Annotated in this window: 24 protein-coding genes and 1 pseudogene; 10 read left to right on the top strand and 15 right to left on the bottom strand. The window is 61.9% G+C overall.

The annotated features are described in order from the left end of the window. Positions 1 to 12: 12 nt before the first annotated feature. From selA to B059_RS0112705, 9 genes are all read right to left on the bottom strand, one after another. Positions 13 to 1,422, bottom strand: coding sequence for an L-seryl-tRNA(Sec) selenium transferase (gene selA, locus B059_RS0112750; RefSeq protein WP_018078646.1), 1,410 nt, complete (start codon positions 1,420 to 1,422; stop codon positions 13 to 15). A gap of 76 nt (positions 1,423 to 1,498) precedes the next feature. Further along, positions 1,499 to 2,413: a formate dehydrogenase accessory protein FdhE gene (fdhE, locus tag B059_RS19045; protein ID WP_018078645.1), complete on the bottom strand. Its 915-nt coding sequence runs from the start codon at positions 2,411 to 2,413 to the stop codon at positions 1,499 to 1,501. A 37-nt stretch (positions 2,414 to 2,450) separates the two neighbouring features. Continuing rightward, on the bottom strand, positions 2,451 to 3,059 hold the full coding sequence (locus B059_RS0112740) for a formate dehydrogenase subunit gamma (protein WP_473242994.1): 609 nt from the start codon (positions 3,057 to 3,059) through the stop codon (positions 2,451 to 2,453). A gap of 52 nt (positions 3,060 to 3,111) precedes the next feature. After that, complete coding sequence (fdxH, locus tag B059_RS0112735) at positions 3,112 to 3,981, bottom strand: formate dehydrogenase subunit beta (protein WP_018078643.1); 870 nt, start codon at positions 3,979 to 3,981, stop codon at positions 3,112 to 3,114. A gap of 9 nt (positions 3,982 to 3,990) precedes the next feature. After that, entirely contained in the window at positions 3,991 to 6,462 is a 2,472-nt protein-coding gene (fdnG, locus tag B059_RS0112730) for a formate dehydrogenase-N subunit alpha (protein WP_211206910.1), read from the bottom strand. 12 nt (positions 6,463 to 6,474) lie between these two features. Next, on the bottom strand, positions 6,475 to 7,062 hold the full coding sequence (locus B059_RS21820) for a molybdopterin-binding domain-containing protein (RefSeq protein ID WP_026177515.1): 588 nt from the start codon (positions 7,060 to 7,062) through the stop codon (positions 6,475 to 6,477). 153 nt (positions 7,063 to 7,215) lie between these two features. Further along, entirely contained in the window at positions 7,216 to 7,497 is a 282-nt protein-coding gene (locus tag B059_RS0112720) for a hypothetical protein (protein WP_018078640.1), read from the bottom strand. A gap of 69 nt (positions 7,498 to 7,566) precedes the next feature. Next, positions 7,567 to 10,482: an EAL domain-containing protein gene (locus B059_RS0112715; RefSeq protein WP_018078639.1), complete on the bottom strand. Its 2,916-nt coding sequence runs from the start codon at positions 10,480 to 10,482 to the stop codon at positions 7,567 to 7,569. A 208-nt stretch (positions 10,483 to 10,690) separates the two neighbouring features. Beyond that, positions 10,691 to 11,149 (bottom strand): glycine zipper 2TM domain-containing protein, encoded by a 459-nt coding sequence (locus B059_RS0112705; protein ID WP_018078637.1) that lies wholly within the window; start codon positions 11,147 to 11,149, stop codon positions 10,691 to 10,693. Between the two features lie 126 nt (positions 11,150 to 11,275). Here B059_RS0112705 and B059_RS0112700 point away from each other — a divergent pair, with 126 nt between their 5' ends. After that, positions 11,276 to 12,373, top strand: a complete 1,098-nt coding sequence (locus B059_RS0112700; protein ID WP_018078636.1) for a mechanosensitive ion channel family protein — start codon at positions 11,276 to 11,278, stop codon at positions 12,371 to 12,373. 285 nt (positions 12,374 to 12,658) lie between these two features. Next, entirely contained in the window at positions 12,659 to 12,922 is a 264-nt protein-coding gene (infA, locus tag B059_RS0112695; RefSeq protein ID WP_018078635.1) for a translation initiation factor IF-1, read from the top strand. A gap of 65 nt (positions 12,923 to 12,987) precedes the next feature. Here the strand turns inward: infA and B059_RS0112690 are convergent, their stop codons facing one another. From B059_RS0112690 to B059_RS21475, 3 genes and pseudogenes are all read right to left on the bottom strand, one after another. Beyond that, positions 12,988 to 13,485 carry a L,D-transpeptidase gene (locus B059_RS0112690; protein WP_018078634.1) on the bottom strand — a complete coding sequence of 166 codons (498 nt, stop codon included), beginning with the start codon at positions 13,483 to 13,485 and terminating at the stop codon, positions 12,988 to 12,990. Further along, complete coding sequence (gene tadA, locus B059_RS0112685) at positions 13,482 to 13,952, bottom strand: tRNA adenosine(34) deaminase TadA (protein ID WP_018078633.1); 471 nt, start codon at positions 13,950 to 13,952, stop codon at positions 13,482 to 13,484. Before tadA ends, B059_RS0112690 begins: the two co-directional genes overlap by 4 nt. A 16-nt stretch (positions 13,953 to 13,968) precedes the next feature. Then, positions 13,969 to 14,090: pseudogene (locus B059_RS21475) on the bottom strand (tyrosine-type recombinase/integrase); the annotation flags it as partial. Positions 14,091 to 14,785: 695 nt separating this feature from the next. Between B059_RS21475 and B059_RS0112680 the strand changes: the two are divergent. The 4 genes from B059_RS0112680 to B059_RS0112665 all read left to right on the top strand — a co-directional run bounded on the left by B059_RS0112680 (position 14,786) and on the right by B059_RS0112665 (position 20,021). After that, positions 14,786 to 15,982 (top strand): aromatic ring-hydroxylating oxygenase subunit alpha, encoded by a 1,197-nt coding sequence (locus tag B059_RS0112680; RefSeq protein WP_245538793.1) that lies wholly within the window; start codon positions 14,786 to 14,788, stop codon positions 15,980 to 15,982. 234 nt (positions 15,983 to 16,216) lie between these two features. Then, positions 16,217 to 16,681, top strand: coding sequence for an aromatic-ring-hydroxylating dioxygenase subunit beta (locus tag B059_RS0112675; RefSeq protein ID WP_026177513.1), 465 nt, complete (start codon positions 16,217 to 16,219; stop codon positions 16,679 to 16,681). Between the two features lie 363 nt (positions 16,682 to 17,044). Further along, positions 17,045 to 17,704, top strand: coding sequence for a CDGSH iron-sulfur domain-containing protein (locus B059_RS20370; protein WP_081601624.1), 660 nt, complete (start codon positions 17,045 to 17,047; stop codon positions 17,702 to 17,704). Positions 17,705 to 17,948: 244 nt separating this feature from the next. Beyond that, positions 17,949 to 20,021: a heavy metal translocating P-type ATPase gene (locus tag B059_RS0112665; protein ID WP_169333081.1), complete on the top strand. Its 2,073-nt coding sequence runs from the start codon at positions 17,949 to 17,951 to the stop codon at positions 20,019 to 20,021. A gap of 129 nt (positions 20,022 to 20,150) precedes the next feature. On the opposite strand, the gene B059_RS0112660 is transcribed toward B059_RS0112665, so the two are convergent. Then, positions 20,151 to 20,387: a thioredoxin family protein gene (locus B059_RS0112660; protein WP_018078628.1), complete on the bottom strand. Its 237-nt coding sequence runs from the start codon at positions 20,385 to 20,387 to the stop codon at positions 20,151 to 20,153. A 118-nt stretch (positions 20,388 to 20,505) separates the two neighbouring features. Between B059_RS0112660 and B059_RS0112655 the strand changes: the two genes are divergently transcribed. From B059_RS0112655 to B059_RS0112645, 4 genes are all read left to right on the top strand, one after another. Then, positions 20,506 to 20,874 (top strand): winged helix-turn-helix transcriptional regulator, encoded by a 369-nt coding sequence (locus B059_RS0112655; RefSeq protein WP_018078627.1) that lies wholly within the window; start codon positions 20,506 to 20,508, stop codon positions 20,872 to 20,874. 6 nt (positions 20,875 to 20,880) lie between these two features. Continuing rightward, a complete protein-coding gene (locus tag B059_RS21765; protein ID WP_211206912.1) occupies positions 20,881 to 21,051 on the top strand; it encodes a DUF308 domain-containing protein in 171 nt (56 codons plus the stop codon). Beyond that, positions 20,997 to 21,179, top strand: coding sequence for a DUF308 domain-containing protein (locus tag B059_RS19940; RefSeq protein ID WP_018078626.1), 183 nt, complete (start codon positions 20,997 to 20,999; stop codon positions 21,177 to 21,179). Before B059_RS21765 ends, B059_RS19940 begins: the two co-directional genes overlap by 55 nt. Positions 21,180 to 21,382: 203 nt before the next feature. Further along, positions 21,383 to 22,717, top strand: coding sequence for a ferredoxin reductase family protein (locus B059_RS0112645; protein WP_018078625.1), 1,335 nt, complete (start codon positions 21,383 to 21,385; stop codon positions 22,715 to 22,717). On the opposite strand, the gene B059_RS0112640 is transcribed toward B059_RS0112645, so the two are convergent. Further along, a complete protein-coding gene (locus B059_RS0112640; RefSeq protein WP_018078624.1) occupies positions 22,705 to 23,259 on the bottom strand; it encodes a DUF934 domain-containing protein in 555 nt (184 codons plus the stop codon). The genes B059_RS0112645 and B059_RS0112640 overlap by 13 nt on opposite strands. Further along, positions 23,259 to 24,944, bottom strand: a complete 1,686-nt coding sequence (locus B059_RS0112635; RefSeq protein ID WP_018078623.1) for a nitrite/sulfite reductase — start codon at positions 24,942 to 24,944, stop codon at positions 23,259 to 23,261. The genes B059_RS0112640 and B059_RS0112635 overlap by 1 nt, the downstream gene beginning before the upstream one ends. Positions 24,945 to 24,986: the final 42 nt, after the last annotated feature.

The following is a 24,986-nucleotide window of genomic DNA, read 5'->3' as shown; positions in this document are numbered from 1 at the left end:
GCTCTCCCTCTCTCAGGGCCTACCTGGAATCAGCTGCGCGAGTTGCGTGGCGAAGGCGGCTTCGTCGCCCGGAGCGAGACAGCGCAGATCGAGCCGCAGCGCGCCGTCGGCGATGCGCCCGATCACGGGAACCGGGAGGCCGCGCAGCGCGGCTTCGATGTCGTGCAGCACGCCGGTCTTGCGCGTGGATGGCTTCACCGCCAGCGCCCAGCCATCGAGGCGGTCCACCGGCAGCGAGCCGCTGCCGATCTGCGACAGCGCGGGCTCGACCGTCACGCCGACCGGCCAGCCGGCGAGCGCGCCTCGCAATGCGGGCAGCAGACGCTCGGCCTGCGCGTGGATATCGGACTGCGGCCGTGTCAGCAGGCGCAGCGCGGTGAGCCGTTCGGGCAGGCGGTCGGGGTCGCGGTAGAGGCGCAGCACCGCCTCCAGCGAAGCCAGGGTGAGCTTGCCGACACGGAGTGCGCGCTTGAGCGGATTCTTCTTGATGCGGCGGATCAGTTCGCGGCTGCCGACCAGGATGCCGGCCTGCGGTCCGCCCAGCAGTTTGTCGCCACTGAAGCTCACGAGGTCGGCACCGCCGGCGATCGAGTCCTGCGGGGTCGGTTCGCGCGGCAGGCCGAAGCGTGCCAGATCGGTGAGCGTGCCGCTGCCGAGGTCGACCACGAAAGGCAGCCCGCTGGCGTGGGCAAGTGTCGCCAGTTCCGCCTCCGGCACGCTGGCGGTAAAACCCTGGATCGCATAGTTGCTGGTGTGCACTTTCATCAGCATGGCGCAGCGCGGGCCGATGGCACTTTCGAAATCGCGCAGGTGGGTACGGTTGGTGGTACCCACCTCCACCAGCCTGGCCCCTGCCCGGCTCATGATGTCGGGCACGCGGAAGGCGCCGCCGATTTCCACCAGTTCGCCGCGCGAGACGATCACCTGTTTCCGCATCGCCAGCGTGTTCAGGAGCAGGAACACTGCGGCGGCGTTGTTGTTGACCACGGTAGCCGCCTCGGCGCCGGTGAGTTCGCACAGCACGCCCTCGACCACGTCGTCGCGGTCGCCGCGGCCACCGCTTGCGAGGTCGTATTCCAATGCGCAGGGATGGCGTGCCGCCATGATCAAGGCGTCCACCGCCTCTTCCGGCAGCGTTGCGCGGCCCAGGTTGGTATGCAATACGGTGCCGGTGAGGTTGAACACCCGCTGCAGGCGTGACGCGTTGCGCTGCGCCAGATGCGCCGCAAGATGGGCCGTCAGGGTGGGCTCGGTGTAGTCGGCCTGTGCGCCATCGCGCGCGGCCTGACGGGCCGAATCGAGCACGCTGCGCGCACCGGCGAGCACCAGTTCGCGGCCGTATTCGGCGATGAGCGGGGCGACGGCAGTCCAGTTGAGGACGCGGTCGATCGAGGGGGGGCGGAGATGCGGGGCGCTATGCACGATAGACCATCCCTTTGCGGTTTATGAATTGGCGCTATACAGCGGTATGGCTCTCTTTATCTTTATACGGACTCTTTCACACGCTGCCTTGAATCAGATACCAGTTGATCCCGCTGCGGACAAAGCCCGTCTCGTCCATCAGCAGATCGAGCGCCAGGCTGGCGAGATCGTCGGCCACCGGATCGGCCTGCGGATTTTTGTCCTGGAGGACGATTTTCAGATAGGTCTGGCATTCCGGACAACTCTCGGCCCGCACCCCGTTGTCGCCGCCTTCCAGATGATGGTAGACGATACCGCGGGTGTTGTCGCAGTTGCTGCACTTGGCCCGCACAACGTGCCACTCCGAACTGCACAACGCGCAATGCAGATAGCGCAGGCCGTTTTCGGCGCCGCCAATACGCACCACGGAACTGACCGGATGCGAGCCGCATACCGGGCACAGGCTGGGATGCTCGGGCCGCGCAACCTGGGTGGAATCGAGCTGGCGCGCAAGATGGACCCAGTGCACCTGCAGGGCAGCGCCGATCACCGGTGCCGCGGCGGCATCCAGTTCGTGCAGACTTCCATCGAGCAGGTACCCGGCTTGCGCCTCCAGCCAGGCATCCTGGCCTTCCAGGACAGGCTGCAACGCTGCTTGGCCAGCCTGGGGCAGTGAGTCTTGAACCGCCAGGGCCAGGTGTCGCGCCGTATCGCGCCACCCGGAGGGGCGAGCCAATCCGGCCGGAGCCAGTGGCGGCATGCGGTATTCGCGGCATTGCGCCAGCAGTTCAGGCGCAGGCAGGCTCGCCGCAAGGCCGGTATCGAGGTATTTCTGCTGGGCATGGGCAAGGTGGGCGACGAAGCGCAGGTAGTTGCCCAGGGTATGCCCTGCGGCCAGTTGTTCCAGCCTCCGCGCACGCATCAGGAACAGGTCGGCGGGCGGCAGCCGCAATTCGGGAATGCTGCCGGCCGCCGCTTCGATCTGGCCGGGTTGCAGGAGAGTGGTGGTCATATGCGCTAGCGTATCCCTTGTGTGAGGCCGTCATTAATCACTTGCCGGTCATCTCGCGGTACCAGGCGCGGTGATGCTGCTTCGCCCAGGCGGCCGACACCGTGCCACGCGTCATCGCGCGGACCGTTCCCTTGACCCAGATCGCGGCATAGACGTGGACGACGATGCCGAGGATCATGATCCAGGCTGCCAGGGCATGCACGACCACCGCCACGCGCAGCACTCCGATGGGGAAAAACGGTGCGAACCACGGCTGCCAGACGACGACACCGGAAACCAGCAGCACCGGGATGCTCACCACCATGAGCCAGAACAGGATTTTCTGCCCGGCGTTGTACTTGCCGACTTCGGGCAGGCCCTGGTCGCGGTTGCACAGCACATCGCCGATGCGCTTCCGCCATTCGCGGTCGGCGGGCGTGAAGCGGTTGCGCCCCCAGAATCGCACGGCCATCACCATGAAAAACAGGAACATCACCACGCCGATGAAGGGATGCAGGATACGCGTCCAGGGGCCGCCGCCGAACAGATNCGTGAGAAAGAAAAAGGCCGGGTGGAACAATGCCAGTCCCGAGAGGCCGGCAAGAATGAAGGCAATCGCCACCACCCAGTGGTTGCTGCGTTCCCGCGCGGTGTAGCGTTGAATCATCGTACTCATGATCGCTCCTTGATGTCGGGTGAAAGATCGGGAATGGCGCGGCTCAATCCGCTTTTTCCTCTTCCTCCACCTCCTTGGGTCCGGCCGTGACGAAATGGAAGAATCCGGCAAAAACCGCCAGCCCGATTCCCAGGCTCATCAACGGCTTGGCGATGCCCTTCCACAGGCTGACCAGCGGGCTGATGTGCGGATCCTTCGGCAGGTTCGCGTACAGCTCCGGCTTGTCGCCGTGCTGCAGCACGTACATCACGTGCGTGCCGCCGACGCCCTCGGGGTTGTACAGTGCCGCATTGGCGTAGCCGCGCTCCTTGAGGTCGGCGATGCGCCCTTCCGCATGACGGATCATGTCGCCCTTGGTGCCGAACACCAGCGCACCAGTCGGACAGGTCTTGATACAGGCCGGCTCCATTCCCACGGCCACGCGGTCGGAGCACAGCGTGCACTTGTAGACCTTGCTGTCCTTCTTCGACAGACGCGGAATGTCGAACGGGCAGCCAGTGATGCAGTAGCCGCAGCCGATGCAGTGCTCCTGGTGGAAATCGACGATGCCATTGACGGACTGGACGATCGCCCCTGGCGCCGGACACGCTTTGAGGCAGCCCGGGTCTTCACAGTGCATGCAGCCGTCCTTGCGGATCAGCCATTCGAGCCGGCCCTGCTCCACTTCCACCTCGGAGAAGCGCATCACCGTCCACGACTGGGCGGTGAGGTCGCGCGGGTTGTCATAGGTTCCCGCGTTGGTGCCGACCTCGTCGCGCAGGTCGTTCCACTCCATGCACGCCACCTGGCAGGCCTTGCAGCCGATACATTTGGAGATGTCGATCAGTTTGGCGACATGAATCGGATCGCGCGCCCTGGGCGGCGGGGTGGTGGTGGCGGAACGGGCCTTGATATCGAGCGATTGCAGTGCCATGTTCGCCTCCTACACTTTTTCGACGTCGACCAGGAACGCCTTGAACTCGGGCGTCTGGGTGTTGCCGTCGCCCACGAAGGGGGTCAGGGTATTGGTGAGATAGCCATTCTTCGCCAGGCCCATGAAGCCCCAGTGAAGGGGAATGCCCACCGTATGGGTCCGCTTGCCGTTTACGTTCAGGCTCATGATGCGCTTGGTCACCACCGCGACCGCGACGATATGGCCGCGGTTCGATTTCACCCGCACATGGTCGCCGGCCTTGATGCCCTTCGCCTTCGCCAGTTCCTCGCCGATCTCGACAAACTGCTCGGGCTGGGTGATGGCATTCAGGCGGGCATGCTTGGTCCAGAAGTGGAAGTGCTCGGTGAGCCGGTAGGTGGTGGCGACGAACGGAAACTTGTCGGCCTTGCCGAACGTCGCCCAGTCGTCCTTGAACACCCGCGCCGCCGGTGAAGAACGCACCATCGGGTTGCCGGGCGACAGCGGATTGGCTGCCAGCGGGGTCTCGAACGGTTCGTAGTGCTCGGGGAAGGGGCCTTCCGCCATCTTGTCCACCGCGAAGAAGCGCGCCACCCCTTCCGGGTTCATGATGAAAGGGTTCATCCCGTTTTCGGGCGCCGAGTCGGCCACGAAGTCCGGCACGTCGGCCCCCGTCCACTTGCCCGCCCCGGCATCCCAGGCTATCAGCTTGCGCGCCGGATCGTACGGTTTGCCGCTTGGGTCGCAGGAGGCACGGTTGTACAGGATGCGCCGGTTGGCCGGCCAGGCGAAGGCCCAGTTCAGGGTCTGGCCGATGCCGAAGGGATCGGCGTTGTCGCGCCGCGCCATCAGGTTGCCCTTCTCGCTCCAGGCGCCGGAAAAAATCCAGCAGCCGCAGGAGGTCGAGCCATCGTCGCGCAGTTCACCGAAGCCGTTCAGCTGCTCGCCCGCCTTGACCAGCACCCTGGTCGGATCCTTCGGATCGGTCACGTCCTTCAGCGCCTTGCCGGAAAATTCCCGCGCCAGTTCTTCGGGCGCAGGGGACGACGGCACCTTGTGTTTCCACGTCAGGTTGAGGATGGGGTCTGGGAAGGCCCCGCCCTCTTTCTGATACAGCGCACGGATCCTGAGGAAGATGCCAGCCATGATTTCCTGGTCGCCCTTGGCGTCGCCGGGTGGCTCGGCGCCTTTCCAGTGCCATTGCATCCAGCGTCCGGAGTTGATCAGGCTGCCATCCTCTTCGGCGAAGCAGGTCGACGGCAGGCGGAACACCTCGGTCTGGATCTTGGTCGGGTCGACGTCGTTGTATTCGCCGTGGTTCTGCCAGAATTCCGAGGTCTCGGTCGCCAACGGATCGACGATGACGAGGAACTTCAGTTTGGACAGCGAATTCGACACCTTGACCTTGCATGGTGCCGAGCCCAGCGGGTTGAAACCCTGGCAGACGTAGCCGTTGACCTTGCCCTGGCCCATGTCCTCGAATACCTGCAGCAGGTCGTAGCCCTTGTCCATCTTGGGCAGCCAGTCGTAGCACCAGTTGTTCTCCGCGCTGGCGGCGTCGCCAAACCAGGCTTTCATGAGGCTGACGTGGAACTTGTTGTAGTTCTGCCAGTAACTCAGCTGCCCCGGACGCAACGGCTTGGAGGCGCGCTTGTCGATGTAGGCCCCGAAGTTCTGCTCCGCATCGCGCGGCAGCGTCAGGTACCCCGGCAGCAGATCGGACAGCAGCCCCAGGTCGGTCAGACCCTGGATGTTGGAGTGGCCGCGCAGCGCGTTCATGCCGCCGCCGGGCGCGCCGATGTTGCCCAGCAGCAACTGAACCATCGCACCGGTACGGATCATCTGCGATCCGACCGAGTGCTGGGTCCAGCCCAGCGCGTACATGATGGTCATGGTCTTGTCGGCCGCCGAAGTCTCCGCGATCGTCTCGCACACCTTGAGAAAAGCCGCCTGCGGGGTGCCGCAAACGGTGGAAACCATCTCGGGCGTGTAGCGGCTGTAGTGCGCCTTCATCAACTGGAAGACACATCGTGGATGCTGCAGCGTTGGGTCGACCCTGGCGTAGCCGTCCTCGCCGATCTGGTAGCCCCAGGACGACCTGTCGTAACTGCGCTTCTCCGGGTCGTAGCCGGAAAACAGGCCGTTCTCGAAGGAGAACTCGTCCTTCACCAGGAAGCTGGAGTCGGTGTAGTTCTTCACGTATTCGTGATGGATCTTGTCGTGCGTCAGCAGGTAGTTGATGACGCCGCCAAGAAAGGCGATATCCGAGCCGGCGCGGATCGGCGCGTAGTAATCAGACACCGCTGCCGAGCGGGTGAAGCGCGGGTCGACCACGACCAGGCGCGCCTTGCGGTGCGCTTTCGCCTCGGTCACCCACTTGAAGCCGCACGGGTGTGCCTCGGCGGCATTGCCGCCCATGATCAGGACCAGGTCCGTATTCTTGATGTCAACCCAATGGTTGGTCATCGCTCCACGGCCAAACGTCGGGGCAAGACTTGCCACCGTCGGGCCGTGTCAGACACGTGCCTGGTTGTCGAATCCGAGTATCCCCATGCTACGCACGACCTTGTGCGTCACGTAGCCGGTTTCGTTGCTGGCGGCGGAAGCGGCAAGGACGCCGGTGGTGAGCCAGCGATTGACCGTTTCGCCCTTGTCGTTGGTGGCGATGAAATTCTTGTCGCGGTCGTCCTTCAGCAAGCGGGCAATGCGGTCGAAGGCATCGTCCCAGGAAATACGCTTCCATTCCTTGCTGCCTGGCGCGCGGTATTCGGGGTGCTTCAGACGGTTGGGGCTGCGCACGAAATCCACCAGGGCGGCGCCCTTGGGACAAAGCGTGCCGCGGTTGACCGGATGGTCGGGATCGCCTTCGATATGGAAGATCGCAGTCTCGGTGTTCTTGGACTTGTCGCCCAGGCTGTACATCAGCAGACCGCAGCCCACCGAGCAGTAGGGGCAAGTGTTGCGGGTTTCCGTGGCCTGGGCGAGCTTGAATGTGCGCACTTCCGCCAACGCCTCGCCGGGTGCGAAACCCAGCGCCGCCAGGCTGGAACTACCCACCCCCGCCGCACAGATTCTGAAGAACTGTCTTCGAGTCACTTGCATTTCGTCCCTCCCGTTTTCCATGCGTCTGCATGCATAGAAAAACTATAGGAACAAAAAGCACTTATGCAAACTTCTCAATCAATCGGATTACCCACAGCAGGGAAAGCACGCCGCCTTCCCCGGCACGACAGCCGGCTTTCGAATTGCGGCCGATTAATGCTCTCCGGCTCGATCATCCTGCGGCAGGCTTACGCCCGCCGACACCAGATAATCGCGTACATGGCGCAGTTCCTGTTTGGTACAGGTGGTGCTGTTGTGTGGACGGTGGATGAACCCCTCCACGCCGTTCAACACCACACGAAAGCTCGCGCCGTGGTGCGGCTCCACCCTGGCGCCCAGGTGCGTCAGCATCGACTCCACCTCGCGCCAGTGGATATTGCCGCTGACCGGCCCTTCAAAAATGGATCGCAATAAAATCTCGCGCTTGTGACTCATGGCTGTTATCTGCAATGGCAACCAACGCCTTCCAGCATAGTGCGAGAGACGCCAGGAGGCGAATCGGGATTACAGCGCAAGCCGGTTCGCCTCGTCAGCCGTCGCGATGCGTTCACGCAAAAAGGTCTCCATGGCGGCCGCTGACAGCGGCCGGCTGAACAGGTAGCCCTGCGCTTCCCGGCATCCTTCCTTGCGCAGAAAAGCCAGTTGCGCCGGCGTTTCCACTCCCTCGGCGATGATGTCCAGGCGCAGGCTGCGGGCCAGCTGGATGACCGCACGGACAATGGCGGCATTGTCCGGGTCGGTATTGACGTCGTGCATGAAGGACTGGTCGATCTTCAGCCGATCGACGGCGAAACGCTTGAGATAGCTGAGCGACGAATAGCCGGTACCGAAATCGTCGATGGACAAGCGTACACCCAGGCGTTTCAGTTGCCGCACCGTATCCAGGGTGCTCTCCACATCCTGCAGCAGGATGGACTCGGTTAGTTCCAGTTCCAGAAAATGCGGCGGCAGCCCGCTTCTGCCCAGCGTGCCTGCGACCATTTCGACCAGGCTGAAACGGTGGAACTGCATGGCGGACAAGTTGACCGACACGGTGACGTCGGCCAATCCGGCCTGGCGCCATGCCTGGGCCTGGTGGCAAGCCTGCTCCAGCACCCAGGCGCCGATGGGCACGATAAGGCCGCAGCGTTCCGCCACCGGAATGAAACGGCTCGGCGCCACCTCGCCCAGCTCCGGATTCTGCCAGCGCAGCAACGCCTCCACTCCGGTCACCTTGCCGCTGCCGATTTCCAGCTGCGGCTGATAATGCACCTGGAGTTCCGCACGGTAGAGCGCCTGGTGCAGCCGGTGCTGCAATATCAAATGCTCCTGGGCCTGCTGGTTCATCTGCTCGTCGAAGAAGCGATAGCTGTTGCGGCCGGCATCCTTGGCGTTGTACATGGCGGTATCGGCCTTCTGCAGCAGGTTGTCGAAATCGCTGCCGTCCTCGGGATAAATCGCGACGCCGATACTGCAGGATGCGTTCAGCACGTGGCCGTTGATCTCCAGCGGTTCGGCCAGATGGCTGAGGATATCGGCGGCAATCTGTTTCACCCTGTCTATATCCGGAATGTCATTCAGCAGCAGAACGAATTCGTCGCCGCCCTGACGGCTGATGGTATCGCTGTCGCGCACGCAGCGGGACAGACGCGAGACCGCGGTCAGCAGCAGTTCATCGCCGGCGGCATGTCCCAGGCTGTCGTTCACCACCTTGAAGTTGTCCAGATCGAGAAACAGCACGGCCATATGCGACCGGGCCCGCTGCGCTACCGCCAGCGCCTGTTCGAAGCGGTCGCGCAACAGCACGCGGTTGGGCAGGCCGGTCAGGATATCGTGATGGGCAAGGAACTCGATGCGCGCTTCCGCCTGCCTGCGCTCGGTAATGTCCTGGCAGGCGCCATACAGTCGGTGCTGTCCGTCATCCGACTTCACCTCCATGGAATAGGCCCGGATATAGTGGATGGCGCCATCGCGGGCGAGGATGCGCAGCTCGCATTCGCTGCGCTGCCCCGGTTCCAGGTAGGTGATGTTACGGTCGAATTCGGGCAGGTCGTCCGGATGCACGTAGCTGCGCCAGCAGCCCTGCTCCAGGATCTCATCCAGCGTATAGCCGAAGATGCGGTCCGCCGAGGCCGTTGCCCAGTCGATGGCATAAAACCCCGTTCCCGTCTGCAGGCTGGAATACAGCAGATCGGTGGCGACACTGGAAATCAACCGAAAGCGTTCCTCGCTCTCGCGCAGCGCGGCCAGTGCCGCGCGATTCCCCATGGCCACGCCGAGATCGGTGGCCAGCTTTTCCAGCAACATCCGCTTTTCAGGCCCGAACGCGTGCGCTTCATTGCTGTAGACATTGAGCGCGCCGATCACACGCCCCTGCATCCGCAACGGCGTCGCCGCCGACGAGCGATAGCCCTGGGCACGTGCCCGCTCCCGCCACGGCGCGAACTGCCAATTGGTCTCGGTATCGTCGTTGATCACCGTGATGCCCGAACGAATGGCAGTGCCGGTGGGACCCTGCCCCTGCGGCGAGTCGTCGCAGCGGATAGCCGCCTGGGCCAGATAGCCGCGGGCAATGCCGGCCTCCGCCACGGGGCGCACCGTCATGCCGTCCTCGTCGACCAGGCCGATCCAGGCCATGCGGAACAGATTGTCGCGCACCAGCTCCTGGCAGATGCATGCCATTAGCTCCTGTTCCGGCAGCTCCTGCATCAGCATTTCATTGACCGCTGCGATGGTCTGCAGCAGCAGATTGTGGGAGCGCATGACCCGCGCCTCGCGCCGCTGTTCAGTCACCTCACGCAGACTGCCCACCATGCGCAGGGGCTTGCCGTCGGCATCGCGCTGCATGACCTCGCCGCGGTTCCGCACCCAGATCGTGGCGCCGCCGGCATGGCGGATACGGTGCTCGCATTCGAAGGCGGCCGTGCCCTCGATGCAGTTCTGTAGCGCCGTCATCGCCGCCTCCCGGTCCTGCTCATGCAGTGCTGCTGCGGCCTGCTTCCAGCCATGCTCCTGCTGCCGTTCGTCCAGCCCCATCAGTCGCGCCCACTGCGCGTTATGCCTGACCAGACCACTATGCAGATCCCAGTCCCACATCCCCTCGCCGAGCATGGCCAGGGCATAGGCCTGTTCATCCGTGGCGGGCTCCCGTTTATTCGCCTTGTCCGCCTTTCTCACTGCGCCGGGATCCTGTCCGGCCGCCAGCAGCGCCTTCGTCGCACGGCGGCGCCTTCTCGCCTCGCCGAGCAAAACCTCCGGATACACACCCAGCGCCAGTGTCTTGCGCTTGCCATCGAAGCGGTAATCCAGCCGCCAGTAACGTGAACCATCCGGCCGCAACAGCAAATACATGCCGCCGCCGTCGGCCAGCTTGGTCGGCTTGTCGGGTGCCTTGATCTGACGGATACGGCTATCGGTAAGGGGGACGGCACTACGGGCCATAAGGCATGCGGATAGCTATTTTCGGACCGGGCATCCTAGCTACCAGGTGCCGACACGGATACCGCTAATAAGGCTCGCGACGGATAGTACAAACGGCTGCGAAAACCGCGTAATAACCAAGATTTTCATTATGATATGGCTATCGAACACAGCGGCATTCCGCGCCTTGACGTTTGGCGGCATACGCCCAGCGAATAGCTGCGCCACTTCAGCGTGGCACCACGCGGGCATTCTCGCCGCTGCCTTCGACGCGCACACTCATGCCGTCACGCAGGCGCCCATCCATCGGCTGCACGATCGTCACGCGCCCGCCGGTCTTCATGTCGACCGTAACGCGCTGCGCATCCGCCTTATGGATTTTGCTCTCGGCATAGGTTCCGGCCAGGCCGCCCAGGACCGCCCCCGCCACCGTGGCCGTGGTGCTGTCGCCCACTCCGGCACCGAGAATGCCACCCGCCACTGCGCCAGCCGCCGTCCCCACCCCCAGCTTGTACTTGTCGTCCACCTCGATGTTTTCCAGCTTGGCCACGGTGCCGTCGCGATCCGTCTGGCTTGCCACGGTGCCGTCCGTCGCGCCATATTTCGGTCCTCCCAGGCTGCCCATGTCCGCGCAGCCTCCCATCAAGGCAACCGTCAATACAACCGGCAATGCGATCCTGTGGCTCATGGCTCGACTCCTTGGGGTTTTGGGCATTCAGTATAGGAAACGGGCCACCCAAAGCACCAGCCGGGGCAGATCGATTTCCGGCTTTGCAATAGAATCGGCCGGACACCGCAACCCCTCCTTCCCCACATGAGCGATCTGGCCCAACAACCCGGTTTTGAATTCCTCGCCGCTTCCTGGCTGCCCCAGGTTCTGATGGTGATTGCCGCGATCCTCGCCATCAACATCGGCGCCTACTACCTGCTGCGTCATATCGAAAAGGTCGCCGCGCGCACCTCGGCCATTTGGGATGACGCCCTGATCAGGGCCAGCCGCAAACCGCTGACGCTGATCCTGTGGGTGACAGGCGCGGCCTTCGTTCTCCAGATCGTGCACCAGCAACGCGGCATGCCCATTCCCGACTTCGTCGGGCTTGCCCGCGACACACTGATCATCGCCGCCCTCGCGTGGTTCCTGTGGCGCCTGATTGACAATGCCGCGCGCAACATCCTGGCGCGCCGCGCGCAGACCGGCAAGCCGGTCGACCGCACCACGGTCGATGCGCTGTCCAAGCTGGGCCGGGTCAGCGTCGTCATCCTCGCCGTTCTGATCATCCTGCAAACGCTGGGTTTCAGCATTTCCGGCGTGCTGGCTTTCGGTGGCATCGGCGGGATCGCGGTGGGGTTTGCCGCCAAGGACATGCTAGCCAACTTCTTCGGCGGCCTCACCATCTATCTGGATCGCCCGTTTACCGTGGGCGAATGGATCCGCTCGCCGGACAAGCAGATCGAAGGCACGGTGGAATACATCGGCTGGCGCCACACCCGCGTGCGTGCCTTCAACAAGAACCCGATCTATGTGCCGAATGCCCTGTTCACCACCATCGTGGTGGAGAACCCCACTCGCATGACCCACCGGCGCATCAAGGAAACCATCGGCATCCGCTACACCGACCTCGACAAGATGGCCGCCATCGTCGCCGACGTGAAAGCCATGCTGCAGGCCCACCCCGAGATCGACACCGATGCCACCCTGATCGTCAATTTCAACCAGTTCGGCGTGTCGTCGCTCGATTTCTTCATCTATACCTTCACCAGAACCGTCCAATGGGTGCACTACCACGAGGTCAAGCAGGACGTGCTGCTGAAAGTCGCCGCCATCATCCAGTCTCACGGCGCGGAAATCGCCTTCCCCACCCGCACCCTGTATATCGAATCCGACGCGGCCGAGCCGCAGCCCATTCTCTAGAAAGGGGCTTCCTGTCTGCCGCTCCGCCGTTTTGGGCACGCGGCAGCGCCAGACGCATGCCTCGCCAGCCTTGCCAATACGGGCCTTGAGCCCCATACTGCTCTTCAAATCGATCTTTTGGTCAGTCTCCTCTGCCCCTCGCGGGCACCTTGTTGGCTCTCCTCATTGGCATCGTCACCGTGCGCCCCGGCGCGGTTGCCGCAGCCCCCAACTGCGATCTTTTGCACACCCATTCGCCGGCGCGCGGCAATCCGCGCCGCAGGCCCATCATGAGGAAAAAAACCTATGTCGAAAGAAGAACTTGTAGAAATGGAAGGCGTCGTCAACGAAGTGCTGCCGCAGACCCGTTTCCGCGTCACCCTGGATAACGGCTTCGAGATCACCGCCTACGCCTCCGGCAAAATGCGCAAGCACCGCATCCGCATCCTGGCCGGCGACAAGGTCACCATCGAAATGTCGCCCTACGATCTGACCAAGGGCCGCATCAATTTCCGCCACAAAGACACCAACGCCGCGCCGCGTCCCGCCACCACGCAACGCCGCTACTGAAAATCCGGTCAAGCCAACCAGCAGGCCTTTGCGGCCGCGCTGTGTCTGCTGGCCGGCCGTCGGCGCTATGCGCTGATACGCACCTCGGTGCCAACCTTCACCAGATCGAACAGTTCTGCCACGTCCGCATTCTTCATGCGGATGCAGCCATGCGATGCCGGCGTGCCGATCCTGTGCTCTTCATGAGTGCCATGGATGTAGATGTAACGGGCATGGGTATCGACCGTGCCACCCTTGTTCCTGCCCGCTTCCAGCCCCTCCAGCCACAGGATTCGGGTGAGGATCCAGTCGCGCCCGCGATGGGCGGCGTCGAGCTCGGGGGTCCATATCTCCCCGGTCGGCTGGCGAGATTTGAAGGCCGCGCACAGCGGTGCGCCGGCGCCGATCTTCTCGGCGATGCGGTGGCGCCCACGCGGCGTGCAATAGCTGCCACTCTGCTCTCCCGCCCCATTGGCCGCGGTGGAGATCGGGTACTGGCGAATCAGCATGTCGCCGTCCGGAAAGGGCTCCCACAGGTACAACTGCTGCAGGCGCATATCCACCTCGATCACCAGATCGCTCATTGTCCTGCCTCCTTCTTCTGCTGCCGGCGTGCCTCGAAAAACCCCGAGATCATCGCCGAGCATTCGTCCGCCAGCACCCCGCCGGCGATGTCACAATGGTAGTTGAGGCGCGGCTCGGCAAAGATGTCAACGATACTGCCGTGCGCGCCGGTCTTGTATTCGCGCGCGCCGTACACCACCCGCGCCACCCGCGCATGCAGAATCGCCCCCGCGCACATCACGCACGGCTCCATCGTCACGTACAGCGTGCAGCCCACCAGCCGGTAATTGCCCTGCCGCCCGGCCGCGTCGCGCAATGCCATCACCTCGGCGTGCGCCGTGGGATCGTGGCTCGAAATCGGCTGGTTGAAGCCGCGGCCGACGATCTCGCCACCGCACACCACCAGGGCCCCCACCGGCACCTCGCCCGCCTCCCAGCCATGACGGGCCAGTTCCAGTGCGGCGCGCATGTAATCCTCGTCCGTCATCACATATCCGGCGGGCTCAACGCCCAGGCCCGCCCTTGTTCAGAACATGGGTGTAAATCATCGTCGTCGCCACATCCTTGTTCCCAGTAGTTCCTGAATCGTACGGATATCCTGCCTGCGCTCCAACAGGTACGTGGCACCGCCGGCCTGGCCAACCCCGCCGCCTGCACTGCGCGCCTCATCGGCACGGATACGGGATCGCTGGCAATCCGGCGTGGGCTGCCACAGGGTTCCGAACAGATAGCGGCAAGGCGTTCGGTGGTCGAAGCCCATAATGTGAGCGCGACGGGTTTCCTGCTCATCAAACTGCTTTCTTCCAAGCAGCTTGCGGCACGGCATTCTCCGCTTCGCAAGCGAGACATTTTGTAATCAAAAAAATACATTATGATCCGAATCAGGTATTTCACGGCGGCGGTTGCGCATCTGACCTGCACACAAAACCGATTCGAGCCGCCCCTCAGGACGCCGCTTGCGGCGGGTGCCATGGACACCCGTAAGCATCTAATGGCCAGTCGCCGCTAGATATAAATTTTACAAATAAATCAATAAGTAATCACGTAATTGAATTTACATTGCGGCTTGTCCCGCCCCGGATTTATGGGGTTCATGTGTGCGCTGTATTCATCCTCCGATTGTTGCCCCGAAGGTTTGCCTAGCCTTATCCATATGACGTGAAGGGAATTGGCATGCGTTTCGCTTTATGATTAATACCATGCCATATTCGCATGGTTTTATCCTGAATCATTCAACATGAAGAGGACAACACTATGTCACGCAACAGCCAGCAGTGGTCACAAAAACCCAGCCTTCCGCCGACACATTACGCGGACCCTATGATTTATTCCGACCCGGCCATTTTTGAGGAGGAGAAAGAAAAGATTTTCAAGAAAGTCTGGATGCTTGCCATCCACGAAAGCGAAGTGGCCAATGCCAATGATTTTCGTACCTATCAACACCCGGGCGGCACTCCACTTGTGATTGTGCGGGGAGAGGACATGAAGATCCGCACCTTTTACAACATCTGTACTCACCGGGGCAATCTCCTGGTTTATGAGCCTTCCGGCAACGCCAAGAAGCTGGTTTGCATTTTTCACCAATGGGCATTTGACGCAAAAGGCAACTGTGTAGACATTCCCCGTGGGAAAGCCGGGTACCAGGAGCGCGTCAGCGAAAGCGACGTTGGTCTCAAGGAAGTAAGAACGGAAGTGGGTTACGGCGGCTTCGTTTGGGTCAACCTCGACGATTCCTGCGGCCCTCTTTCAGAGCATATCGGCTCGTCTCTGGATTACATGCTGCCGGAGCTGGAGGCGGAACCGCTGGAAGTGTTGTGGTACTACCAGGCCACGCTGCGTACGAACTTCAAGCTGATCCACGACACCAATAGCGAGTTTTATCACGACTACCTGCACTACCATAATCGCATTACCGGCATGCTGGATTCGAAGTCGGGGTATTTCCAGCGCAAGTACACGGCCTTCCCCAACGGCCACGCTTCGGTCGGCTCAATGAATGTCTCGTACGACGCGTACACTGGCAGCGGCCATTCCAAGCTTGGCTGGCCAAAATTGCCTACCAATGGCTGGAAGCTGGTGGACCTTTTCCCGTGCATCACGTTCAACCTGCGCACTTCCGTATTACGGATAGATTCCTATATTCCGCTCGGCCCGGATCATGTCATTCTCGAGTTCCGCATACTGGGTCTCAAGAGCGACACCCCGGAAATACGCCAGCAGCGCGAGAAGGACGCGGCCACGATCTGGAGCCCATTCGGCCGTAACCTGCACGAAGATCTGTTGGCTTCTTCCGGGCAGGGTATCGCCATGGCCAAGGGAAGCGATCCCATGTATGTGCTGCATGCGCGCGAGGAAGACCTGACGATCCACGACGAGGTCGGCATGCGCCACTATCTTGAGGAGTGGAGTAAGCGGATGGGCCGCAGTTCCTCTGACCCGATGCACCAGGCAACAGCGCCAAAGCAGCAAACGACAGTGCCCAAGCCCCAAACGAAAGATGTTGCCCAAACAGTCTGACGTCCTGCCTGTTGGAACGATAGACGTTTAGCGTCCGATCCGAAGGGCAGGAAAACTGGATGTGGAGAAACGATCATGGAAAAGCGGCACGCCGTTTTCACGAAGGAGAGGCCTCCAGAAAATTCTGGACGCTAACGCCAGCGACTATTGAAAACGGGGTGCCGTATCCGGGCTGAACAGGCAGAACAGCAGTAATTACACAGTTATTTTTAAATGATATTTAAGGAGCAAATCATGAACACTGACAGAGCTACCGTTGAAGAGTTGGTTTATCAGACTTGCACCGCACTGGATCGGAACGACTACTCGGAGTTCCTTGGATTGTGCGATAAGCAATTCGAGTACAAGGTCACCGCTTTCAGTCCGGAAATCAGGAGGGACATGACGTGGTTGGACCATAACAGGGCCGAGATGGAGGAGCTCTTCAATACTTTACCCAAGCACAATAGCGACCACGCACCCCTTACTCGCAATGCGGTCGTATATAAAGTCAGCTACGACAAAGACCAGAAGCAGGCAAACGTAGTGACTGCCCTGCAGGTATTCAGGACCAATCTGGACGGGGGCGCAACCAAGGTATTCGCAGTTGGAAAATATTACGACACTGTCTCGCTTGATAGTGAAAAACCCATCCTGATAAAGCGGCACGTCAAGCTCGATACTCGCGACCTGGGCTGGGGGAATCACATCCCGTTCTAACTTTCCCTGCGTTTGTCCAAGCGGTCACGTGCACACCCAGTACGTGCATCCTGGTCCCTAGCCCTGCCATCAACCATGATGGCAGGGCATTCACATGAACATCATCCCAAGTTCATTGCCGCCGCCATGCCCCGTCGGGCATGGCGTCTTTCATGCATGGCCGCATCGGAAGATCCGAAATCATGCCGCATGAAATGGATACGCCGCATGCCGACAGCACAAGGGACGTCTGGGTGAGCCGCAGCCTCAGACAACGGCCGGCCGGCGCCCCTCAAGATGCGCGTCGGGCATTGCAACCGACCAGGCAGCCTCCGAAAAGATGAACTAACCTTCGGAACGCAACGCGTCAGAAAAGGGTGAACGATGAGTGCTGAACGGAAGACGCCAAGGATCGCCTGTCTGCCCAACGGGCCGTACTACCTGCTCAACGAAACGACCCCAACCGCAGTACCCCATTTGTGCCGCCCGGACGGCGAGTTGTGTTCCACCGTTCGAGGGGTAGCCCTCTGCCGCTGTGGCGGATCCAGGAACAAGCCATTCTGCGACGGAACCCATGGAACCAACGGGTTCACGGATCGGAAAATCGCCGATGATCGCCTGAATCACCGTGCCAGTTACATTGGCAAGCGCATTACGATCCACGACAACCGCCAACTATGCGCCCATGCTGGATTCTGCACGGATCGTCTTGAGTCGGTGTTCCGGATGCACCAGGAACCCTGGATTGATCCGGATGGCGCGAGCGCCGAGGCGATCATCGAAACGATAAGGAAATGCCCGTCCGGCGCGCTGAATTACTCGATCGAAAATGTCGAAAACCGGGACCAGGACCGCGAACCGATGGTTACGGTCAGCGATGATGGCCCGTACGTGATCGTCGGCAGCATCGAACTGATGGGTGTAAGGTTCGGCGAGGGTGCATCGAAGGAGCACTACACGCTCTGCCGCTGTGGCGCGTCGAAGAACAAGCCGTTTTGCGATGGCTCCCACTGGAATGTGGGCTTTCGGGACCCGGCGTGCTGACGTCCGGCTTTGAGCGATGGGTGAGTGCCGCCCAACCACCCGTTGCATCGGAGCGCGTCGCTTGTCTGCTGATGCCCGGTGAACCGTCTCGTTGAACCGTAGAACACACCATTCAAGCAAGCCAGGCTAGTAACCGGATGACTGCGCTTCCAGGGATTGACCGGACCGTCGTAGCCGTCAGCGACGACGCAAATCGCCAACGCAGGCTAACGGAGCGGTTATCCACTTTCGAGGAGACAGCATCATGAGCAAGCCCCCCCACCACGCTCACGGCCACGGAGTCGAGCCGAGCGCGGGCCGTGAGGCGCATAGAGGGCACGGGAAAACAACCGCCAGCCATGCGGGCCACGACCAGCACGCAGGCCACACACCGGAGATGTTCCGCGACAGGTTCTGGCTCTCACTGATCCTCACCATTCCGGTCGTCATCTGGGCAGAGCACATCCAGATGCTTTTTGGCTACGTCGCCCCCGTGTTTCCCGGATCGCGCTGGATTTCCCCGGTGCTCGCCACCGCCGTCTTTCTCTACGGCGGCCTGGTGTTTCTGAAAGGGGCGTGGCACGAGTTGAAGGCGCGGCTGCCGGGGATGATGACCCTGATATCCTTGGCGATCACGGTGGCGCTGGTGTTCTCGTGGATCGTCCAGCTCGGCCTGATCGAGGCGGACCCCATCTGGTGGGAGCTAGCCACCCTGGTCACCATCATGCTGCTGGGACACTGGATCGAGATGCGATCGATCTCGCGGGCACAGGGTGCGCTGCAGGAACTCGCGAAGCTGCTTCCGGACACCGCGACCCGGGTCACCGATCAGGGCGAAGAGACAGTTCCGGTCAGCGCGCTGCGCGAGGGCGACATCGTGCTGGTCCGCCCCGGCGAGAGCGTGCCCGCCGACGGCGTGATCCGGAAAGGCACGAGCGACCTCAACGAGGCCATGATCACTGGCGAATCCAGGCCGGTGAAGAAGCAGGAAGGCGATGGCGTCATCGCCGCGACGATCAACGGCGAGGGCTCGCTGCGCATCGAGGTCACCGGCACGGGCGAGAAGACCAAGCTCTCCGGAATCATGCGGCTCGTCGCCGATGCGCAGACGTCCAAATCCAGGGCACAGCATCTGGCCGATCGTGCGGCCCGGCTCCTGACCGGAGTGGCCATTGCTGCCGGGGTGCTCACGCTGGTGGTCTGGCAAGTGCTGGGGGCGTCGCTCGATTTCTCGATTGTCCGGGTGGTGACCGTCCTGGTCATCGCCTGTCCGCATGCCCTCGGTCTGGCCGTGCCGCTGGTCGTCGCCATCTCAACCACCCTGGGCGCACGCAACGGTCTGCTGGTGCGGGACCGGCGCGGGCTGGAAGAAGCCCGCAACCTCGACACCGTGATTTTCGATAAGACCGGCACGCTCACGCTGGGGGCGTTCCGCGTGGTCGAAATGGCGGTGGACGAAGGCCTGTCGAGACAGGACGCACTGCGGATCGCGGCCGGGGTGGAGTCCGAATCCGAACATCCCATCGCCCGGGGAATCGTCAGCACGGCGGAAGAACAGAAACTCGACCTGCCCCCGGCGGACGGCTTCCGGGCGCTGACGGGGAAAGGCGTCGCCGCCTCGATCGAGGGGGACGAATATCACATGGGCGGTCCCGCGCTCCTGGCGGCAGAAGACGCGCAGGTTCCGGAAATGCTCCGCACCGCGGCCGAAGCGGCGGCCCGTCGCGGGCAGGCGACCATCTATCTGCTGCGGGACGGCCAGGCGCTGGCGGTTTTCGCGGTGGCCGATGCCGTCCGCGAGGAGAGTCGCGAGGCGATACGCGCGCTGCACGAGCGGGGAATCGAAGTGGCGATGCTCACCGGCGATGCGCAGGCGGTGGCGGATAGCGTCGCCGCAGAACTGGGGATCGACCGGGTGTTCGCCCAGGTCCTGCCCGAGGACAAGGCATCGAAGGTGCGCGAACTGCAGGGCCAGGGAAAGAAGGTCGCGATGGTGGGCGACGGCGTGAACGATGCCCCTGCCCTGGCCACCGCAGATGTCGGAATCGCCATCGGTGCGGGGACCGACGTCGCGGTGGAAGCCGGACACATCGTGCTCGTGCGCTCCGACCCGCGCGACATCCCGAAAATCGTCGAACTGTCGCGCGTAACCTACCGGAAAATGATGCAGAACCTGTGGTGGGCTGCGGGCTACAACATCTTCGCCATTCCCCTGGCCGCAGGCGTGCTTCATGGCCTGGGCATCGTGCTCACGCCTGCCGCAGGCGCGGTGCTGATGTCGGCAAGCACCGTGGTCGTGGCGATCAACGCTCAGCTTCTCAAGCGCGCGGAACTATGATGAGGTTCGCATGCTGCCGACAACTTGCCGGAGCGGTTCAGGCCCTAGGCAAATGCACATTCCGGTCATGGCCTGACAATTTGCATACCGTGAGTCATGGATGCCCATGCACGAAGGGCGACAAGGCGGTTACCTCAATGCCTCGATGCCAGCACCGAAATTGATATGGAATGCTGCCCCATCCAGCACGAGGGCGGGTACGGATTTGACGCCGGCAGCCTCCGCTTCCGTCAGGCGCGATTTGTCATCACCGAGATGGACGATCTCAACGTCGTATTTCGCAGGATCAAGTGCGTTGGCTACGTTCCTTTCGGCGGCAACGCAGACGGGGCAGCCCGCATGGTAGAAAATGGCTTTGGTTTTCATGACTGTTCTCCTATGGTCGTAGTGCCACTGGCACACGTGCATGGTAGGAACGACGCCAGCCGCTGCCTAGAAGGCACTTATCGGTACCCCGGGCACTTTTTGGTGTAACTTGCGGAAAATGGAGGAAATAAAAAAGATGCCACCAACAGCGAAGCCGGCCTATTCGCAACTCGAGGATGTAGTGGGTTGCAAATGGTCGGTCTCGGTTCTGCGAGCCGTCGCCGAGGGCGTCTCGCGTCCTGGCGCATTGGAGCGTCACGTACAGGGAATTTCAACCAAGGTTCTGTCCGAGCGGCTGCGCAAGCTGACCGCCTACGGTTTGCTGACCAGGCATGTTTACGCAGAAGTACCGCCCAGGACGGAGTATTCGCTAACTTGGAATGGTCGCAAACTGGTCAGCATCATTGATCAGATCAAGCTCCTGGATAACGAAATCCGGAGCGGCGAACAAGGCGCACCCGCGGACGCTGAAGAGCACCGCCGTTGAGCCTGGCTGGCGCCCGGTATCACCGCGCTCGTTCTGCTGTTCTACATCGCGGCCTGGGCGATCGCCATGGGGGTTCTCCAGATCGTCGCGGCGCTCCGCCTGCGCAAGGAGATCGAGGGGGAGTGCTGCTCATTCTCGGCGGCCTCACGTCGGTCGTGTTCGGTGCTTTCCTCATGATTCAGCCGGGTACAGGCGCGTTCGCCCTGGTCTGGCTGATCGCGACCTATGCAGTCGTATTCGGCATTCTCCTCGTGATCCTGGCGTTCAGGGTGCGAAGATCCGGCAGCCGGGCCACAGGCTTCTGACAATGTGTCCACTCATGCGATCATGGCAGCGATGCGGTGGCCACAAATAAGCGATAGTTCGCCCGGAAATTCTCCATGACACCGGATCTCTTCTCATCGATGAGAAGAGCGGGGCCAGCCAGCGGCAGCTTAAGCGGGACGCTACATGCCGCCGTTGAACCGGGACGTGGGGCTCGATACGACATTGCAGTGGACGGTAATCCATGAAGCGCATTAAAGTTTCATTTCTGGCCATACTGCTACTGCTTACGGCCCTATGGCTGATCGCCGACACACTGGCACCGGAACCGTTCACGTATTTTTCGTTCCGCGCCGTGTTCATGCAATACAGCGGCGTGCTCGGCATCGGGTTAATGAGCATCGCCATGCTGCTGGCGCTGCGCCCGAAGTGGCTGGAACCGCATCTGGACGGGCTGGACAAGATGTACCGTCTGCACAAGTGGCTGGGCATCAGCGCGCTGGTGGTCGCCATCGTTCACTGGTGGTGGGGGAAAGGCACCAAGTGGATGGTGGGCTGGGGGTGGTTGGAAAAACCGCAGCGCGGACCCGCCGCCGGCGCGCCCCTCGACGGCATCGAAGGCTGGCTGCTCAGCCAGCGCGGACTGGCCGAATCCATTGGCGAATGGGCGTTCTACGCGGCCGTGGTGCTGATCGTTCTCGCCCTGGTCAAACGCTTCCCCTACCACTTGTTCGTCAAGACCCACAAGTTGCTCGCGGCCGCCTACCTTGCCTTGGCCTACCATTCCGCGATACTCACCAAGGTGGCGTACTGGGCACAGCCTGTAGGCTGGCTGCTGGGCGGTTTGCTGCTAGGCGGCAGCGTGGCTGCACTGCTGGCCCTGACGGGCCGGATCGGCACAGGCCGCAAAGCCCAGGGCAGCATCGATGCCCTGACCTACTTCCCGGCGCTGCGTGTACTCGAAACCTCCGTCGTGTTGGGGGAAGGCTGGCGCGGCCATACTGCCGGGCAGTTCGCTTTCGTCACCGCGGATAACAGCGAAGGTGCGCACCCGTATACCATCGCCTCGGCCTGGAATCCCGATGACCGCCACATCGTCTTCATTACCAAGGCCCTGGGTGACCACACCGGTCGTTTGCGGGAACGATTGACGATCGGCACGCCGGTGACGGTGGAAGGCCCTTACGGCTGCTTCGATTTTAATGATGCACAGCCGCATCAGATCTGGGTCGGTGCGGGCATCGGCATCACGCCTTTTATCGCCCGCCTCAAGCAACGTGCCGTTGTGCCGGAAGCGAAGACGATCGATCTCTTTCATCCGACCGGCGAATTCGACCAGGCGGCCATTGACCGCCTCACCGCAGATGCCGAAGCCGCTGACGTGCGCATGCATCTGCTTGTCAGCCCGAAAGACGGGCGCTTGAATGGTGAACGCATCCGCGCCGCCGTGCCGGAATGGCGATCGGCCAGTCTCTGGTTCTGCGGCCCGCCGGGGTTCGGCCAGGCGCTGCGCGAGGACTTCCTCGCCCATGGCCTGCCGCCGGAGCGCTTCCATCAAGAACTGTTTCAGATGCGTTGATGGCAGCCCATCGTTGTCTCTCTTCTTTTTTTGGTTGAGGGGGCCCGATCCCCCACCGCACCCTGATAGAGCGCCGGAAAGTCGCTCAAGCTGGCTAGCGCCGCTTCGATCTGCGCTGGGCTGTACCGGCCTTCGTGCGGCTGGATGGCGCTGAAACCGCAGCGGATCATGAAGAAAAACTGGTCGCGCAGCACCTCGCCGATTGCACGCAATTCGCCGGTGTAGCCATAGCGGGAACGCAGCAGCGTGGCTATCGAGTAGCCGCGGCCATCGGTGAACACCGGGAAGTCGATCGCGATCAGCTGAAGTATGGCCAGATCGCCGGCGAATTCGGACGGTTCTGCGTCCCCTGCAAGCCACACCCCGAGCGCGCCCGCTTCAGCGCGGTCTTTCAGGTGCGGGCGCTGCGCGCGCCACACCGCCAGCGGCACAATCACGCGACCGGCAGGCACCTTCAGCGTAACCGCATCATCGTTTTCGCCCAGGCGCAGCACTTTCCATGCGTCATCCTGAATACGGCCGTCCCTGATGATTTGCGGCATCAGCAGACTCCCAGGACTTCGAGACGTTCAAGACGTTCGGTATATACGCGGGTTTTGAAAGATTCGGTGCCAATCCGGCGAACGGTGTCGATGAAACGTTCATCTTCATGACGGTGGTCGATATAGTTGCCAAGCAGGGAGCCGATCACGTCCGGCATTTCCGCGGCCTTAAACGACGGGCCGATGACCTTGCCGAGCGCGGTCGCGTTGCCCTGGTCGCCGCCTATTGTCACCTGGTACCACTCTTCGCCATGCTTATCGACGCCGAGCACGCCGATGTGGCCGACATGATGGTGGCCACAGGCATTCATGCAGCCGGAGATATTGAGTTCGATCTCGCCTATGTCATGCAGGTAGTCAAGATCGTCGAAACGTTGCTGGATGGCTTTAGCGATAGGAATCGACTTGGCATTGGCAAGCACGCAGAAGTCGCCGCCAGGGCAGACGATCATATCGGTAAGCAGGCCGATGTTGGGAGTTGCCAAACCGAGCGCGCGTGCCTTTTGCCACACGGCAAACAGGTCGGCCTGGCGCACACTGGCGAGCACCAGGTTCTGTTCATGCGTACTGCGCACCTCGCCGAAAGCGTATTGGTCGGCCAGATCGGCGATGGCGTCGAACTGATCGGCGGTAACGTCTCCGGGGGCGACGCCGGACTTCTTCAGGGACAGAACCACATTGGCGTAACCTTGCGCCTTGTGCGCACGCACGTTGCGTTTAACCCAGTTGGCAAAGGCTTTGTTGCCTGCCAGGTGCGCCATATGGCCAGCCTCGTTTACTGGCAGCTCAGGTAGTAGCGGGGCGCTGAAACGGCTGGCTACACGCTCTATTTTCGCCTGCGTCAGTGTCGAAGGGCCATCTTTCATAAGTGCGAATTCAGCTTCCACCTGGCGCGCGAACTCCGCCACGCCGAGCGATTTCACCAAAATCTTGATGCGCGCCTTGTAGGCGTTGTCGCGGCGGCCATGAAGATTGTAGACTCGCAGGATGGCCTCGCAATAGTTGAGAATCTGCTGCCAGGGCACGAAGGCAGACACTTCCTCGCCGAGGATCGGCGTGCGACCAAGGCCGCCACCCACCAGGACACGGAAACCGGTATTGCCCTCGGTGTCGCGGACGAGATCGAGGCCGATGTCGTGGGCCTGGATGATGGCGCGATCCTGCGCCGCGCCATTGACAGCGAGCTTGAACTTGCGCGGCAAGAATGCGAACTCGGGGTGAAAGGTGCTCCACTGGCGCACGATTTCGCACCATGGCCGGGGGTCGATATGCTCATCGGCAGCGACACCGGCGAAGGGGTCGGAGGTGACGTTGCGGATGCAGTTGCCCGAAGTCTGGATGGCATGCATCTGTACCGTGGCGAGCAAACCCAGAATTTCCGGTACGCACTCCAGCTTCGGCCAGTTGAACTGCAAATTCTGGCGCGTACTGAAGTGGCCGTAGCCGCGGTCATAGGTGCGCGCAATATGGCCGAACATGCGTAGCTGATCCGAACGCAGGTTGCCGTAGGGAACGGCAACGCGCAACATTGGCGCATGACGCTGAATGTACAGGCCGTTTTGCAGGCGCAGCGGGCGATACTCGTCTTCACTCAGTTCGCCGGCAAGAAAACGGGCGGTCTGATCGGCAAACTGCGCGACGCGTTCGTCAACGATACGCTGGTCGTATTCGTCATATTGGTACATTGAACTTCTCTCGTTGGGCCTGAAAATACTTTATCGGGTTTG

This window comes from Thiobacillus denitrificans DSM 12475 (assembly GCF_000376425.1).
In the GTDB taxonomy this organism is placed as follows: Bacteria; Pseudomonadota; Gammaproteobacteria; order Burkholderiales; family Thiobacillaceae; genus Thiobacillus; species Thiobacillus denitrificans.
This window is presented reverse-complemented; position numbering and strand designations above follow the sequence as displayed.